Source organism: Pantoea sp. JZ2 (assembly GCF_035191405.1).
GTDB lineage: Bacteria > Pseudomonadota > Gammaproteobacteria > Enterobacterales > Enterobacteriaceae > Pantoea > Pantoea stewartii.
Genome location: NZ_CP045247.1, coordinates 4,436,032 through 4,449,197, shown reverse-complemented (window position 1 = coordinate 4,449,197; position 13,166 = coordinate 4,436,032). Strand labels below are relative to the sequence as shown.

Annotated in this window: 23 protein-coding genes and 1 pseudogene; 8 read left to right on the top strand and 16 right to left on the bottom strand. The window is 49.2% G+C overall.

What is annotated here, in order from left to right:
• The first annotated feature begins 385 nt into the window (after nt 1-385).
• Entirely contained in the window at nt 386-1,657 is a 1,272-nt protein-coding gene (locus GC087_RS21540) for a conjugal transfer protein TraF (RefSeq protein ID WP_033738961.1), read from the top strand.
• 217 nt (nt 1,658-1,874) lie between these two features.
• Here the strand turns inward: GC087_RS21540 and GC087_RS21535 are convergent, their stop codons facing one another.
• From GC087_RS21535 to GC087_RS21465, 15 genes and pseudogenes are all read right to left on the bottom strand, one after another.
• Complete coding sequence (locus tag GC087_RS21535; RefSeq protein ID WP_324029325.1) at nt 1,875-2,126, bottom strand: pyocin activator PrtN family protein; 252 nt, start codon at nt 2,124-2,126, stop codon at nt 1,875-1,877.
• The gene (locus GC087_RS21530) at nt 2,123-2,488 is read right to left on the bottom strand and encodes a LexA family protein (RefSeq protein ID WP_324029323.1); all 366 of its coding nucleotides are present in this window, start codon (nt 2,486-2,488) and stop codon (nt 2,123-2,125) included. The genes GC087_RS21535 and GC087_RS21530 overlap by 4 nt, the downstream gene beginning before the upstream one ends.
• Nucleotides 2,472-2,798, bottom strand: a complete 327-nt coding sequence (locus tag GC087_RS21525) for a hypothetical protein (RefSeq protein ID WP_324029321.1) — start codon at nt 2,796-2,798, stop codon at nt 2,472-2,474. Before GC087_RS21525 ends, GC087_RS21530 begins: the two co-directional genes overlap by 17 nt.
• Nucleotides 2,798-3,040, bottom strand: coding sequence for a hypothetical protein (locus GC087_RS21520; RefSeq protein ID WP_324029320.1), 243 nt, complete (start codon nt 3,038-3,040; stop codon nt 2,798-2,800). The genes GC087_RS21525 and GC087_RS21520 overlap by 1 nt, the downstream gene beginning before the upstream one ends.
• Nucleotides 3,033-3,434 (bottom strand): hypothetical protein, encoded by a 402-nt coding sequence (locus GC087_RS21515; RefSeq protein ID WP_324029318.1) that lies wholly within the window; start codon nt 3,432-3,434, stop codon nt 3,033-3,035. Before GC087_RS21515 ends, GC087_RS21520 begins: the two co-directional genes overlap by 8 nt.
• Complete coding sequence (locus tag GC087_RS21510) at nt 3,431-3,652, bottom strand: hypothetical protein (protein ID WP_324029316.1); 222 nt, start codon at nt 3,650-3,652, stop codon at nt 3,431-3,433. Before GC087_RS21510 ends, GC087_RS21515 begins: the two co-directional genes overlap by 4 nt.
• A complete protein-coding gene (locus GC087_RS21505) occupies nt 3,649-3,774 on the bottom strand; it encodes a sodium:solute symporter (protein WP_324029314.1) in 126 nt (41 codons plus the stop codon). The genes GC087_RS21510 and GC087_RS21505 overlap by 4 nt, the downstream gene beginning before the upstream one ends.
• 227 nt (nt 3,775-4,001) lie before the next feature.
• Nucleotides 4,002-4,352: pseudogene (locus GC087_RS25865) on the bottom strand (KilA-N domain-containing protein); the annotation flags it as partial.
• On the bottom strand, nt 4,349-4,912 hold the full coding sequence (locus GC087_RS21495; protein WP_324030670.1) for a hypothetical protein: 564 nt from the start codon (nt 4,910-4,912) through the stop codon (nt 4,349-4,351). The pseudogene GC087_RS25865 and the gene GC087_RS21495, both read right to left, overlap by 4 nt.
• Before the next feature lie 4 nt (nt 4,913-4,916).
• Nucleotides 4,917-5,198, bottom strand: a complete 282-nt coding sequence (locus tag GC087_RS21490) for a hypothetical protein (protein ID WP_324029310.1) — start codon at nt 5,196-5,198, stop codon at nt 4,917-4,919.
• 9 nt (nt 5,199-5,207) lie between these two features.
• A complete protein-coding gene (locus GC087_RS21485; RefSeq protein ID WP_324029308.1) occupies nt 5,208-5,591 on the bottom strand; it encodes a hypothetical protein in 384 nt (127 codons plus the stop codon).
• 9 nt (nt 5,592-5,600) lie between these two features.
• The gene (locus GC087_RS21480; RefSeq protein WP_324029306.1) at nt 5,601-6,170 is read right to left on the bottom strand and encodes an HNH endonuclease; all 570 of its coding nucleotides are present in this window, start codon (nt 6,168-6,170) and stop codon (nt 5,601-5,603) included.
• 204 nt (nt 6,171-6,374) lie between these two features.
• Entirely contained in the window at nt 6,375-6,719 is a 345-nt protein-coding gene (locus GC087_RS21475; protein WP_324029304.1) for a hypothetical protein, read from the bottom strand.
• Nucleotides 6,716-6,901 (bottom strand): hypothetical protein, encoded by a 186-nt coding sequence (locus GC087_RS21470; RefSeq protein ID WP_324029302.1) that lies wholly within the window; start codon nt 6,899-6,901, stop codon nt 6,716-6,718. The genes GC087_RS21475 and GC087_RS21470 overlap by 4 nt, the downstream gene beginning before the upstream one ends.
• Before the next feature lie 103 nt (nt 6,902-7,004).
• Nucleotides 7,005-7,346: a S24 family peptidase gene (locus GC087_RS21465; RefSeq protein ID WP_324029300.1), complete on the bottom strand. Its 342-nt coding sequence runs from the start codon at nt 7,344-7,346 to the stop codon at nt 7,005-7,007.
• Between the two features lie 218 nt (nt 7,347-7,564).
• Here GC087_RS21465 and GC087_RS21460 point away from each other — a divergent pair, with 218 nt between their 5' ends.
• The gene (locus GC087_RS21460; RefSeq protein WP_324029298.1) at nt 7,565-7,762 is read left to right on the top strand and encodes a hypothetical protein; all 198 of its coding nucleotides are present in this window, start codon (nt 7,565-7,567) and stop codon (nt 7,760-7,762) included.
• A 67-nt stretch (nt 7,763-7,829) separates the two neighbouring features.
• On the opposite strand, the gene GC087_RS21455 is transcribed toward GC087_RS21460, so the two are convergent.
• On the bottom strand, nt 7,830-8,537 hold the full coding sequence (locus GC087_RS21455) for a LexA family protein (protein WP_324029297.1): 708 nt from the start codon (nt 8,535-8,537) through the stop codon (nt 7,830-7,832).
• Nucleotides 8,538-8,614: 77 nt separating this feature from the next.
• Here GC087_RS21455 and GC087_RS21450 point away from each other — a divergent pair, with 77 nt between their 5' ends.
• The 6 genes from GC087_RS21450 (at nt 8,615) to GC087_RS21425 (ending at nt 13,154) form a co-directional block, all read left to right on the top strand.
• A complete protein-coding gene (locus GC087_RS21450; protein WP_324029296.1) occupies nt 8,615-8,848 on the top strand; it encodes a Cro/CI family transcriptional regulator in 234 nt (77 codons plus the stop codon).
• Nucleotides 8,838-9,179 (top strand): hypothetical protein, encoded by a 342-nt coding sequence (locus GC087_RS21445; RefSeq protein WP_324029295.1) that lies wholly within the window; start codon nt 8,838-8,840, stop codon nt 9,177-9,179. Before GC087_RS21450 ends, GC087_RS21445 begins: the two co-directional genes overlap by 11 nt.
• A gap of 285 nt (nt 9,180-9,464) precedes the next feature.
• Entirely contained in the window at nt 9,465-9,893 is a 429-nt protein-coding gene (locus tag GC087_RS21440; RefSeq protein ID WP_324029293.1) for a hypothetical protein, read from the top strand.
• Entirely contained in the window at nt 9,887-11,392 is a 1,506-nt protein-coding gene (locus GC087_RS21435) for a DEAD/DEAH box helicase family protein (protein WP_324029291.1), read from the top strand. Before GC087_RS21440 ends, GC087_RS21435 begins: the two co-directional genes overlap by 7 nt.
• Nucleotides 11,392-12,375 (top strand): toprim domain-containing protein, encoded by a 984-nt coding sequence (locus GC087_RS21430; protein ID WP_324029290.1) that lies wholly within the window; start codon nt 11,392-11,394, stop codon nt 12,373-12,375. Before GC087_RS21435 ends, GC087_RS21430 begins: the two co-directional genes overlap by 1 nt.
• Complete coding sequence (locus tag GC087_RS21425) at nt 12,372-13,154, top strand: antitermination protein Q (RefSeq protein ID WP_324029288.1); 783 nt, start codon at nt 12,372-12,374, stop codon at nt 13,152-13,154. Before GC087_RS21430 ends, GC087_RS21425 begins: the two co-directional genes overlap by 4 nt.
• Nucleotides 13,155-13,166: the final 12 nt, after the last annotated feature.

The window sequence follows — 13,166 nt, the reverse complement described above, 5'->3', positions numbered from 1 at the left end:
ATTAATGATACGTACGATGCACCTTGCCTGTCTGCACCTCCTCCCTTTATCCGTGCTTATCTGTTCCTTACGACTTTGCGCCCGTCTGCGATGCCAATATATGTCAGAATGTTTGTAAATATTTTTTCCTTTTGCTTTACATCTCACTGAGTTAAGAACTAATGTTTAAAAGTTCTTAATAAAGTGCTGGTCCCGGCCTCCTTCTGTTAACGCTTTTTGGACGGTAACCAGACATAACGGATCGAAAAATAATCAATCAATGGAATTGCGCCACTATTTACTCTGAATTCACAGCAATAAAGCGTTAGCCATCCTCCACAATGGGGCTAACAAACTATTCGGTCGTTAATGTTTTAACGGCAATTTTTCAGGTGATGATAAGCAAATGGCAAAATTAACCGTCCCACGTTCCGTTCTGGTTTTCCCTGCAGTGTTTAATGCTCTGGTTTTTTCATCATCCGCGCTGGCCGCGGGAACCTGGTACGATGCCCGTAACGATGCAATGGGGGGAACGGGCGTGGCGTCCTCTACCTACGGGTCTGCCGTTTTAGCTAACCCGGCGTTAATGACCAAAGCGAAGCCCGATGACAACGTCAGCATCATTTTTCCCAGTGCGGGCGCGCAAATTACTGATAAAGACAAGATGGTCGATAAGATCGATAACATTACTGACACGGTAAATCGCTATCAGGATCTGTTTGATAATGCCTCGACGTTAGAGCTGCTGCGCCGTATTCCTGAGATTCAGGCTGCGTCAGGGGATCTGGCCAATACGCTCAGAGATTTACGCGGTAACAAAGCCAACGCGACAGCAGGTGTCGCGATTGCAGTCACCGTTCCGAATGAAACGCTGCCTTTTGCCTTTGTCACCAAAGCCTATGGTACGGCGCATGTCCGCGCGAATGTAAAAGAAGGCGATATCGTTATTTTACAAGGCGTGGCTGACGGAACGTTTGCCGGTATTCCTGGCGGTGTATTTGGTCTGCCTAATGTACAAAACTTGCTGGGCTCCAGCGCGAACGGGCTGGCTGCGCTAAATACCGATTATGGTATCGCCGTTGCCCATGAGTTCACGATTGCCGGCCATCCGGTGTCGATTGGTGTGACGCCTAAGCTGCAAAAGACCTGGCTGTATAACTATTCCGCCAGCGTTTATAACTACGATAAAAACGATTTACGGGATGGCCGCTACCGCAGCACCGAAAGCGGGTTCAACGTTGACGCCGGCCTGGCGACGGTATTCGCAGAAAACTGGACATTAGGCGTGACCGGACAGAACCTGGTATCACGTGACCTGCAAACCAAAGAGGTGAATGGCTATCAGGATACCTATGAAATCCGTCCATTAGTGACGGCGGGTTTAGCCTGGGATAAAGGGCCGGTAACGCTGACAGGCGATGTTGACCTGACCGAAACGCACCGTTTCAAATCTCAGGAAAACAGCCAGTATGCAGGCGTGGGCGCAGAATATCGCGTACTGGACTGGTTACAGTTACGCGCCGGTTATCGCGCAGATATGCGTTCCAACGACGAAAATGTGGCGACCGCAGGTTTTGGGCTGTCACCATTCAACAATTCTGTGCATCTGGATCTGGCAGGCTCGGTGGGGCAAAACAATACCTGGGGTGCCATGGCGCAACTCGGATTTAACTTCTGATTCCGTGCCATTAACGGGCGGGCGATACCTTGTCGCCCGCCCTTATGCTATCCTTGCGCAGAATATCATCACTGTTAACCACCGGATCGACTGCGCTTCATGACCGACACTTTTTCCTCCCAACGCTTCTCTGTTGCCCCCATGCTCGATGGGATTTACTGCTTATTCATATCAATAGCTTAATTGTTTTAGGGGTGCTATTGGGGTGCCAATATTTTCAAAGCATTCTTTTAAGTTCTTCTTTAGCTTCTTTTCTTTTTCTGTCGATAAACTCTGCCAAATCGCTGACGTGTACCATGCGGGGTGACTTCTGCCCATTCCCGATGCGGAATGTTGGAAGTGGCAGATCACCACAGCCAGCTTTTTTATCGGCTGTCGCCGGCTTCATGCCAAGATAGCGTTCTGAGATATCAGACAGAGGGATCGTTGAGGTTTCGAACTCTGCCATAAGCAAAAACATTGTATTCATCTAACACCTCTGCCCTGTAGAGCATTAATCACTTCAACCTGAATGGCCGCCTTAATTCTCACTTCCGGCCAGCCATCACGAAACGCAATGTGCAGCATTTCGTTAATACGTGTCGCTGCATCCAGTGCAATGCTGTCATGCTCGTAGCTGACGGCTGGCAACGTGATCCCACGCCCTGTTGCACGCTTAATTTTCAGATAGCCTTTACGCTCCAGCGCGTTAATGTGGTTCACCGCTGAATTTGGTGATTTCCAGCCCATTCCTTCGGTGATTTCCAGAATGGTCGGCGACAGACCATTTTCCCGAATAAAGCCCCGGATGAAGCCGAGCGTGCGCTGCTGCGTGTCAGTCAGTTTTTCCACTGTTCACCTCCGGCGCGACTGCCAGCATTGAGCGATAGATTTCCTTATGGTTAACGATAAACAGAGAGTCATCTTCTTTATCGAACACCACGTCTTCTGAGTCCTGAGCAGCCAAAACCATTTCTACTGTTGGCTCTACCGGAACCAGTTTCCAGCCCGGAATAATTTCAGGAATATTTTGTTGTCCGTTCTGTAGTTCATAAACTGCCTGCCAGATTTTCCAGCCCCAGCCTGTGGCACAATATCTTCTCAGTTCTTCCTGTTCTGGCGCATGCCACCAGGTCGAGGAGATTTCGTATTTCTTATCCATCACACCGCCCCTATTGCCTGCTGAACCACACGATGCCCGCGCTGGCGTGCCTTTTTCTTTGGCTCGATGCGTACCGGTGCGACCTGTGGCCGCGCTGGCTCCGGTTCGCGCTTTCCGGTGCTGCGCCTGTAGTTCTTGCGCATATCCCAGACCAGCCAGTTTGTGTAATCGCGGCCGTCATCGATTTTGACGCTGGCTTTCACCAGCTCGTTGTTGAGGTCTGCCATGTTGTGCTCAGTCATTACCCACCGCCTTCCTCAAAACTTCCTGCAAACGCTGCTCAGCGATGGCCTGAGCCAGAACGCGACAGCTCAGCAAACTTTCCTTTGACACCTCGCCCCGCAACAGTCTGAGCAGTTCTTCACTCTCAAACTGGCTGCGCATACGGTTCATCTGCTTTTCTTCATGACGCAAAACAGAAAGCCGTTCAGTAATCCTGCTCTGCGTTTTACGCCAGGCTCTGAGGGCGTCATGCGTTCTGCGGTAGCGACCAATATCAAATTCGTCGATTTCTTCCAGGCGCGACTTAATGCTGTCGATTGTTTTATTAGTAATGGCCAGCGCCTTTAGGTGATCGGCGATACCATCCAGCCCTTCAATATTGATGCGACCGTTAGGTAGTTGAATATCACTCACTGTGCCACCTCCCGCATTACTGCTTTGTATGCCCGTAAACCACGCTTAACCGGCCCGCTGATAACCGTCTTGCGAATAAAGATGCCTGACGTGCTGGTCCGGACATCAGCAGAAAGCAGGGCAGCGTCAACCGCCCGCCGGTGCCTGCGATACTCGAACAGGCTGCTGGTGATAGTCAGCGTTGCCGTGGCTCCGTTGTCTCTGAAATCAAACTTCATCCGATCACCCTCGCAAGCAGTCGAGCCGTGTAAATGAAAGAGTAAAACCCCGCTGTTAATCCCAGCCCCGCGAGGCTGGAAAAGAACAGGGTGAACATGACCAGCTCAGCAACTTTTTTCATTTGCCACCGCCTTTAAGCACCATCGATACCTGACCGGCTTTATCCAGCGCTTCGATCATCAACTGACGCTTGCCTTTGGTTTTCTTACGTCCATTCATAATCAGGCTGCAAATGGTCAGCAATTCCGCTTCCTGTTGCTCATCACGTGAAACGATATTGCGCAGCTCTTGAAAGCGTCCGGTCAGATGCGCGAGAGAGGGCATATTCTCCAGACTGATATGGCTACTACCCGACTTGAAGTCGATGAACGCCTGATTAACGTCAAGCTGGAAGTCGGCGCGAATCCATCCCGCGTAAGACACTGCAATCAGTTCGTGCGCATAAGTTCCCGGTGAAGTTCCGCCATGCGCAGATTCGACCACTTTCTGAGCAAAGCCCGAATTAGGGCTTTGGTTGTTTTTCAGCAACTTATATTCAAGCTCACTAATAAGTTCTTTAGCCTGTTTGGTGTCGAGCCATTTTGATGGGCGCTTATGCTCGCCCTCACCGCTGGCTTTATGCAGAGTGTTCAGGTTGTAGCGCCCAAACTCATCAAGCGGAATTTCAACGCCAACCACTACCGGGAGTTTGTTAATCATGCTTTCACCTCTGGGAAGTCCTCGATGCTGTAACGCATAGGCATGACAACGAACTGAGCGTTACCAAACCTTTCCATTACTGAGCGATCGAACATGAGGCGGCATGCGGTTGTTTCACCGGATGGTGCCAGACGAACACGAATGAGGTCGCTGCCTTTGCCAAACATTTTCAGCGGGTAGCTGAGGTAATGAGCACTCAAAGCCGGGGTGGCGCTTTCATCGACATCCTTTGGGATAACCCTGTCCATGTCAGGGAACCGGCCTTCAAGGGTTTTGATGACAGTAAAGCCAATTCTTTCGCCAGCTTCGTCACGATGCACAGCGTAGGGTTCTTTACTGAAATGAATCTCAGTAGTTTCTGCACGAGCCGGAACCGCGCCGCCAAACCAGACGATGACGTCTTTATTGGTTTTAAAGCCGTGTTCCATCCGAAGCGCAACGTGGCCATTGGTTGCCTCCAGATACTGTGGCGTGATATGCACTCCCTCCAAATAATAACGAGGGTCTTTTCTGGCAACGCAAACCAGCGCGGCGCGAAGAAGGCCAGAATTAATAACCAGTGTTTTACTCATCGCCTTCTTCCTCCAGTTTTTCTGTATCCTGATCGGCCAGTTCGTCAAGCGCGGCATCGAATTGCTCAGCTTCGTGATAAGTAGCAATGCGGATAGATTTAAACGTTGGTGAGGAAAGTTCCTCCTTGCTGTTAAGAATCCCCACTACCGCCGAAACTGCCGTTCCTGTCTCGCTGCTGCCCTGGCAAAAAATGGAATACTCACGGCGATCACCCAAACGATCGGTAACCATGAAGGTGACGCGGTACCAGACCTGCATAAGTTCGTTTTTCATTTCATCCTCTCAGTAAGGTTTCTGGCTGTAGAGTTCGTCGCGCATAGCAACCCATGCATCATGTTTCTTTTTCCAGATCGCAATCTCACGCTGGCGAGTCAGCAGCCTCATTACCCGCCGGTGGGTGCGGTGGTGGGCGTTCCAATAGCCTTCTGTAAGGGATCCGCGCTGGTTGACGTAGACGCCTTCGTGCAGAATGCGCTGTGTGGGCTCATGGGTCGGAATGCCGGCTTTGCCGAATGTGCCAGCCACCATGAAATGCACCAGGTTATTGATCGCAGCGCTACGGCTCAAAAAACGGCGTCGGCGACCGTGACGTGTCACAACATAGACGGTTGAATCGCACGCCTTAAAAGCGTCAGTAAGAAGATTTTTGTTGTTAACTGTTTTCATTTTCCATCCTTAACGTTTTTGTGAGCCGTGATTTGGGTGAAATCCATAGCGAGATTCAGCGTTTTTTCTGGCATTGACAGCGGATTTAAATTCTCTAAATACGCCTAAATAAATTTGCTTCTTATTAACAGTTATATATGCTCGCCAGCGATGTTTTCTTTGAGACCAGCTAATTCCCGTGCAGCCTGATGTATTGGTTTCGCTTATTCTTGCGTTACGACAATTTTCCGTGATCGAGCAGGTTCTTAAATTTTCAATTCTGTTATCCAATGTGTTCCCACTGATATGGTCAATGATCATTGGCTCATCGCCTGTTTTCAGTTTGTAAATGATTCTGTGCACATAAAATAAAACGCCATCCAATCTTACAACCCTGTATTTTCTATTTTCGGCGACCGAAACAGTTGCAATCGATCCTGCAATTTTCTTACTGAACTTAGTGTTGAATTGCTTCTGCTGGCTGGCATTAATGAAATGCTCCAGCGGCCTTTCCTTCCAGATTAACGCTCCATTTTTCCGCCCATATTCAAAGCAATCCATCAGATATTCTTGCCTTGGTAGCTCATTCAATTTGGACATTTAACCTTCGCTCATAAATTTTATTCATTAACTGCCAGTCTTTGCCGTTATTCCGCGACAGCAGACGCCAACGCGGATTAACTGCCAGACTGAGGTAGCCGGTGCTGTGAATGCGCCGTGCAAATATCCGGTGCTTCCGGTACTGCGATAATTTCTTTGTTGCCTGAACGATTACCCATTCAGGCGCTTTGAAGGTGGTTAGGCTCATTTATCACCACTGCTGGCGAATGCTTCCTCTGCAACGTTTTCTATAAGCCCATTCATGAACTCGACACCGACAGAAGTTAACCGGTCTTTGTTTTTATTGAGGCAGTTCTGGTAATGCCCTCTAATTTGGTTATCTGCATCGTCACGCGAAAATGATTCATAAACAGCCGCCTCGAAAAAATGAACGAGACCGCCAATCAGCTTTGTTTCATTAATCTGTAACTTGGCCGATTCACCATTTGATAATTTTACAGTGCAATACTTGTGACCATTTTTCATCAGCATTGAATTGATAGTCGCAGCTACTAAATAATTACGGTTGTTCTCAAGGATGCTGGTCATTCCGCTTCGTCCTTTTCAAACCCTGCCTTGCAGAAGTGATAGAGTTCATTACTTAAGTTGAGACTCAGGCCTGTCAAAACATCTTTTTCATGATTAGATAGCTGGGAAGAATAGATAACCTGAATTAAAACATTTAACTGCTCAGAAATGTTTTTGGCTTCTTCGAAATTGTCAATTTCCATCACTTCACCCCATATGCAGCGCGGAGAAACAGGTTTGCTATTACGTCATGCTTTGACAGGTGGCAGGTCTGAGCGTGACGGTATGCGGTTGAGTTTTTGATCTTCACGCCCAGCACTCCATTCTACGAGTTGAAACCACGCGCCCAAGAATGACGAGCTTCTCAAAGCCATCTTCGATTAAATAGCTAATGTAATGGCCGTTATTTGGAATTACTTTAATTCCATTTTTAAGAAACTGTAAACGCTTGATGTTTAGTACGCCGTCATAGTTAAAAAGATAAATTCCATCTTCATAAAAATTAATGGCTGAGACATCCACAATCACTTCTGAGCCTGGCTCAATAACGCCAGCCATCGTGTCATCTCGCATGATGCATTTATGTAAATTTCCAGCGTTTGACATTGGATTAGAAACAAAATCAATTACTCGGCTTAATAAGTTCATTATTAAACTCCAAAATTTGCTTAAGCGAATCACGCGCGTTCAGCGTGAGAATAAATCTCTGGTTGAATTTTTAACCCTGTTAAAGGTTATTGGTATCGAATGCAGAAAGATCACTATTTATTGCATCAAGGGAATTTTTCACGAGGTGTAATATTGATGCTAATCTAATGTCACCCTCGGGGTGATCGAGGCTCTCAATTACAAGGTCAAGAGTGCTATTGCAGCAAGAAATCGTTGCTGCAGATGAGGTAAGAAGGTCGCTTGCTTCTTTTCTGTTGATTGAAACTGTTTGTTTGGGTTGTGGTTCTACGCTGATCATCTCATTGGCTCCTGTGCTTGCCGTTGAGATAATAGTACTTAAGGTTTTAGTATTTTCAATACTAAAAAAGAAATTTATTTATAACCAGTGGTTTTAATATTTGTTTTTTAACGTTTTTAATTTTAAAAAAAAGCCGGGAAGCCGGCTTTATAGTGTAACAGTGACTAACAGAATCGATATTTGGCCTCTACTACAACACCTATGATCCTGCAATTGCCATTTATCGGTATAAGTGGATAGCTTGGATTTAAGGGTTTTAGAAATTTCTGACCACTATCAATGACATATTTTTTAAATGTTGCTTCGTTTGTGTCATCAAGTTTGGCTACAACAAGGCTCCCATTTCTCGGTTCCTTTCCTGTATCAACGAGAATTGCCATGCCTTCTGGGATGCTGAGGCCGGTTTGTGATGTCATCGAATCTCCCTGTACGCGCAACCAAAATCCGTTACCCTCTAAGTGCGCATCTGACTCAAGCCATTCGTCTACATCCTTCGCTGAAAAAGGCTCAAATGCTTCCGTCCACGCTCCGGCGCTGACCCAGCTAATCATGGGGTACGAAGAAAAATTCTTATGCGGCATCAGAAAGTCGACGTTCTTAGCATAGACATGCATCGAATGGAGTTCTTTAGCTATTGAAGGGCTTATTTCGCTAACCTCCACAGCTAAAATCCTTGCAAACATAAGGGCTGAACTGATGTTAAGGGCATTTCTCCCATTTAAATAATGCCCCACAGCGCTCTGAGTGATGTGCATTTCATCAGCAATGTATTGTTGGGTAATACCCAGTGATTTTTTCTTTGACTCATACAAGGCCTTTAGACGCTTTGCATCTTCCAGCTGTTCTGTCGTCAGTCGTTTAGAGTTTTTCATATCTTATTTTAATACCTTTAGTTTGAAAATGTCTCCTATCGATAGTACTATGACTTATAGTACCTTTGATACTAAAAATGGACACACAAATGATGACTTTAACGCTTAAAGATTACGTTTCGGAAATAGGCCAGGTTAGGGCGGCTCAGAGATTAGGTGTTACCCAAATTGCAATCAGTAAAGCCTTACGGTCGGGTAGGAGTATTTTTGTCCAAATCGAACCAGATCATATTGCTGCTTTTGAAACCAAACCGTTTCCTTCAAAGCAGAGGGCTGTGCGTGTTCTAACAGGCCCAGACCATGCAGTCTGATTACCTCTCAGCCGTCATGCCAGCCGTTTTCGTCCAGGAAGATGGCAAGTGGATACAGGAGCAGCTTAACGAGCTTCCTGTGTCGATGCGGCATAAGGTAGCCACGCAGTATGCCGAAGTCTATCAGGCTGCATTTGATGCAGAACCGACCCCATACCGCCAGCAGAACGCCGGACGCCGGGAGGCAAACACACGTCTTCGCCTGTACGTGCAGCGTTATCAGAATGCGGCTATGGGGCTGACTGAAAAACCCGCCTTAGCCAGTGACCATGCCCAGCCGGTAGCTGCTGCACAGATCGGCGAGGATCAGTTAGCACAGGGGTGGTGGTGATGCACGAACAGACAGCGGGCACCATCGAGGGCCTTTGTCACTGGCAAGGGAAAAAATCGTCAGGTTTGCACAAGGTAAAAACACAGAAAACCAGGGTCAAGGTCAACTGCGGATCGAGTCTACGAGCACGGGATATAAGGACAAGGAGAGGGGAACTTAACTTTTTCAATAAAAACAGAAGGTTAATCAACATCAAAACGACAGGGTTTGTCGTTTAACATGACAGGGTCTGTCGTATTGTTAAAAATCAATGAGTTACGGGGCTGTATGACGAGATTTTGTCGGATGTTTAATAACCAGACGATGTTTGCCCGCCTGTCGCAGGTGTCACCGGCAGCATTGAGATTGTTTGGTTACCTGGTGGAAAAAACGGACTGGCGGTTGGGAAGTTACATCGCTTCGGGTGACGTGATTACTCAGGCTCTGGGGCTTACTGAGCGCAGCATACAGCGGGCCAATAAGGAGCTTGTTGAGACAGGGTTAATCAGGTATCGCCGGGGAGGGATCTACGCAATCAACCCGGAATTTGTCTGGGGCGGGCGTAGCTGGAACATCGCTAAGGCAAGTTTTTACACGATGGGTAAAAAATCGGCTCAGGTCATAAGCATTGCGGATTTGAAAACGGCGATGAAGGCAGAGCAGGAAGATCTGGAAGGGCGTGAAACCTTGAGGGAGGTTTCAGCCCGCAAACCAAAAGGAACCAGGAAATGCTGAATCTTAAACCGAAGACCAAGCAGGTCACCGCGTTGCAGATGCTACGCGATGACTGGAATGACTATCGCACATTCCTGCTTTACGCACCAGTAGGCTACGGTAAAACGTTTATCTCTGCCTATCTGGCCGACCGTGCGCTTGCCAGCGGTGAACGCACGATGTTTGTAGCGCCTTACCTGACACTGGTACACCAGACGGCGGCGCGTTTCGTCCAGTATGGCATCCCGGAAGACCAGATCAGCTACGTCTGGCGCGACTACAAGCCACATGACCCGGACCGCCTGATTCAGATTGCTTCGGCAGATACGCTGATTCGCCGTGAATTCCCGGACAATATCGACCTGCTGATCGTGGACGAGGCCCATATGAAACGCCGCGCCCTGCTTGAGGTTATCCGCGACAGCGACATTCGGGTGATCGGTCTGTCAGGTACGCCGTTCTCATCCTGGATGGGCCAGTATTACGAGCGCCTCATCAAGCCAACCACGATGAAAGAGCTGATCGGTATTGGTGATTTGAGTCCGTATGAGTTCTACGCACCCACAAACCCGGATCTGAACGGCGTGAAAATGTCCGCAAAGGGCGGCTTCGGAAAGGATTACAACGAGGAACAGCTTGCCGAAATTATGGGCGATTCTGCGCTGGTGGGCGATATCGTCAGTAACTGGCTGCAGCATGGCGAAAACCGCCCGACCGTGTGCTTCTGTGTCAATCAGTCTCACGCCGGATTTATCACGACAGAGTTTAACCGTGCTGGCGTCTCTGCTGAGATCATCATTGACGCCACCCCGTCCGATGAGCGCCGGATGATTATTCACCGATTCGAACAGGGTGCCACGAAGGTAATAGTCAACGTGGGTGTGCTGACGGCGGGTTTTGACAGCGATGTGCGCTGTATTATCTATGCCCGCCCGACCAAATCAGAAATGCGCTGGATCCAGTGTCTGGGGCGCGGTCTGCGCACGGCACCCGGGAAAGACCACTGTCTGATATTCGATCACAGCGGCAGCATACACCGCCTGGGCTACCCGGACGATATCGAGTACGACACGCTGCCTGGCAAAAACGACGGCATGAAGACCGCAGCCGGTTACGGCGAAAGCGAAAAGGCAGAGAAGAAACCCAAAGAGTGCTCACAGTGCCATTTCATGAAACCCGCTGGCGTTTACGTCTGCCCGAAATGCGGATTCAAGCCTGTTGGCGGTGAGAACGTCGAAACGGACACCTCACGCAAGCTGCACAAACTGACAGGCAAGAAGCGTGTTTATACCCGCAGCGACAAGCAGGTGTGGTGGAGCCAGATTAAGGGCTATCAGCGGTTCAGGGCAATGAGCGGCAAAAAGCCTGTATCTGACGGATGGTGCGCCCACACTTTCAGGGAGAAGTTCGGAGAATGGCCTAACGGGCTGTCTGATTACCCGATGGAAACCGGGCCGGAGGTTGCCGGGTATATCAAGGCAAAATTTATCGCATTCAGTAAGTCGCGGGGTGCCGCCTGATGAATACCAGAGACGCCGTGATCGGGCGCTGGCCGGAAGTGTTTAAGGCATTCGGTTTGCCGCCTGTAACGGGTTTAAAACACTGGGCGAAGGAATGTCCGGTCTGTAACCGCAAGGGCAAGTTTCGCATTGATGACAAAGACAGGCGCGGAACGTGGATTTGCAGTTGCGGCAGCGGTGACGGCTGGAAATTGCTTGAACTCACGCAGCAGAAGAGCATTGGTGAACTGTTCGCCGAGGTGGATCAGATTATCGGTAATGTCTGGCAGCATGACGCCAGCGTACCGCAGCGACAAAAGCAGGTCACAACGGTGGATCAGGTGCGTGATGCCGTTCTGCGTAAGTTCTCCGGGATGCAGGGGCTGCGAGACACGCCCGCACAGGCTTATCTCAGCAGCAGGGGGATATTCACTCTGCCTGTGCCGGATGCAGCCAGATACTGCAACAGTCAGCCTCTGCACGCTGGCGGCACGTTTCAGGCGATATGGTCACTGGCAACCGACAGCAAAATGAACCTGTGCTATCTGCACCGCACGCTACTGGACGGTGACAAAAAGGCATCAGTCGATATGGCGAAAAAGCAGAAAAAGCTACAGGACGATAACTATCTGGAATATGCCACCTCAGTTGCTATCCGGCTTTTCCCGGTGGCATCAACGCTGGGTATCGCAGAAGGGATCGAAACGGCCCTGTCGTGCAAACAGCTTTATGGCGTCAATACCTGGTCAGTCATAAACGCAAATTTCATGGAGAAGTTTCTCGCGCCGGCAGGGGTAACTCACCTGATTATTTTTACCGACATGGACAGGCACACAGCAACAGGGCATTCGGCAGCGTTTGCCTGCGCCCACAGAAATTTACTGGCAAAAAACGATATTCAGAAAGTCACAGTGCGCTGGCCGGACTCGGATGATTTTAACGATGTCATCCAGAAAGGTGATCAGGTGCGTGAACTCACATTCAACAAAAAGGCGGCGGCATGAAACTGGAATCAGCACTCAAATATTTCAATCCCAAGAGCCAGCAGTATGACGCCACCACACCCGCTACAGGCAGTGATTCGCTGACCGGAACGGATCTGATGGGCGCGGTGGGGTTTTGTCAGTCTAAGGCACCGTTTGGTATTTCGGCTGTGCTGGCCAAATCCACGGGCAACAACGAGGAAACTTACCGCACTGTTGAACAGCTTTTACAGTATGCCAACCGCACTGCACCAAAGCTGCTCAGGAAAGCCGCTGGCGCAAAGCTGGGGCGTTGTCTGATGGTTCTTTCAAAGCTGGCGTTTGATGAATATGCACGTTCGGCATCATCCACAGCACCATGCCAGCACTGCAACGGCACCGGGTTTAACCACGTCATGCGCAACGTAGTGAAGTATCCAGGCTATATCAGCGCTGTAGACGGCGAGGAAAAGATACCGCCCCGCATTGTTCAGGAAATGGTCAGGGAAAAATGCGATCATTGTGACGGCAAAGGGCGTGTATCTGCCCGTTGTCGCTGCAATGGTACAGGCCGGGTTAGGGATCTGGAAGCCTCAAAGCGCCAGGGTGTACCGGTTGAGAAAGAGTGTGAACGTTGTTCAAGCCGCGGCTATCGTCGTTTGCCGTCGAGCATGGCTTACCGTTCAGTCGCCCTACTGGTCCCGGAACTCACACAGTCATCCTGGTCACGCAACTGGAAGCCATTCTTCGAAATGCTGGTGAGCAAGTGCGAAATCGAAGAAGCGCACGCCGACGCAGTATTCAGGAAAGCCACGAAATAAATTGACATTGCA

Coding starts and splice junctions, on each gene's coding strand:
- GC087_RS21465 (WP_324029300.1), bottom strand. CDS start 7,346: ATGAACTTATTAAGCCGAGTAATTGATTTTGTTTCTAATCCAATGTCA.
- GC087_RS21540 (WP_033738961.1), top strand. CDS start 386: ATGGCAAAATTAACCGTCCCACGTTCCGTTCTGGTTTTCCCTGCAGTG.
- GC087_RS21445 (WP_324029295.1), top strand. CDS start 8,838: ATGCAGTCTGATTACCTCTCAGCCGTCATGCCAGCCGTTTTCGTCCAG.
- GC087_RS21485 (WP_324029308.1), bottom strand. CDS start 5,591: ATGAAAACAGTTAACAACAAAAATCTTCTTACTGACGCTTTTAAGGCG.
- GC087_RS21480 (WP_324029306.1), bottom strand. CDS start 6,170: ATGTCCAAATTGAATGAGCTACCAAGGCAAGAATATCTGATGGATTGC.
- GC087_RS21440 (WP_324029293.1), top strand. CDS start 9,465: ATGTTTAATAACCAGACGATGTTTGCCCGCCTGTCGCAGGTGTCACCG.
- GC087_RS21425 (WP_324029288.1), top strand. CDS start 12,372: ATGAAACTGGAATCAGCACTCAAATATTTCAATCCCAAGAGCCAGCAG.
- GC087_RS21450 (WP_324029296.1), top strand. CDS start 8,615: ATGGACACACAAATGATGACTTTAACGCTTAAAGATTACGTTTCGGAA.
- GC087_RS21475 (WP_324029304.1), bottom strand. CDS start 6,719: ATGACCAGCATCCTTGAGAACAACCGTAATTATTTAGTAGCTGCGACT.
- GC087_RS21490 (WP_324029310.1), bottom strand. CDS start 5,198: ATGAAAAACGAACTTATGCAGGTCTGGTACCGCGTCACCTTCATGGTT.
- GC087_RS21525 (WP_324029321.1), bottom strand. CDS start 2,798: ATGGATAAGAAATACGAAATCTCCTCGACCTGGTGGCATGCGCCAGAA.
- GC087_RS21510 (WP_324029316.1), bottom strand. CDS start 3,652: ATGAAGTTTGATTTCAGAGACAACGGAGCCACGGCAACGCTGACTATC.
- GC087_RS21520 (WP_324029320.1), bottom strand. CDS start 3,040: ATGACTGAGCACAACATGGCAGACCTCAACAACGAGCTGGTGAAAGCC.
- GC087_RS21435 (WP_324029291.1), top strand. CDS start 9,887: ATGCTGAATCTTAAACCGAAGACCAAGCAGGTCACCGCGTTGCAGATG.
- GC087_RS21470 (WP_324029302.1), bottom strand. CDS start 6,901: ATGGAAATTGACAATTTCGAAGAAGCCAAAAACATTTCTGAGCAGTTA.
- GC087_RS21430 (WP_324029290.1), top strand. CDS start 11,392: ATGAATACCAGAGACGCCGTGATCGGGCGCTGGCCGGAAGTGTTTAAG.
- GC087_RS21505 (WP_324029314.1), bottom strand. CDS start 3,774: ATGAAAAAAGTTGCTGAGCTGGTCATGTTCACCCTGTTCTTTTCCAGC.
- GC087_RS21455 (WP_324029297.1), bottom strand. CDS start 8,537: ATGAAAAACTCTAAACGACTGACGACAGAACAGCTGGAAGATGCAAAG.
- GC087_RS21535 (WP_324029325.1), bottom strand. CDS start 2,126: ATGAATACAATGTTTTTGCTTATGGCAGAGTTCGAAACCTCAACGATC.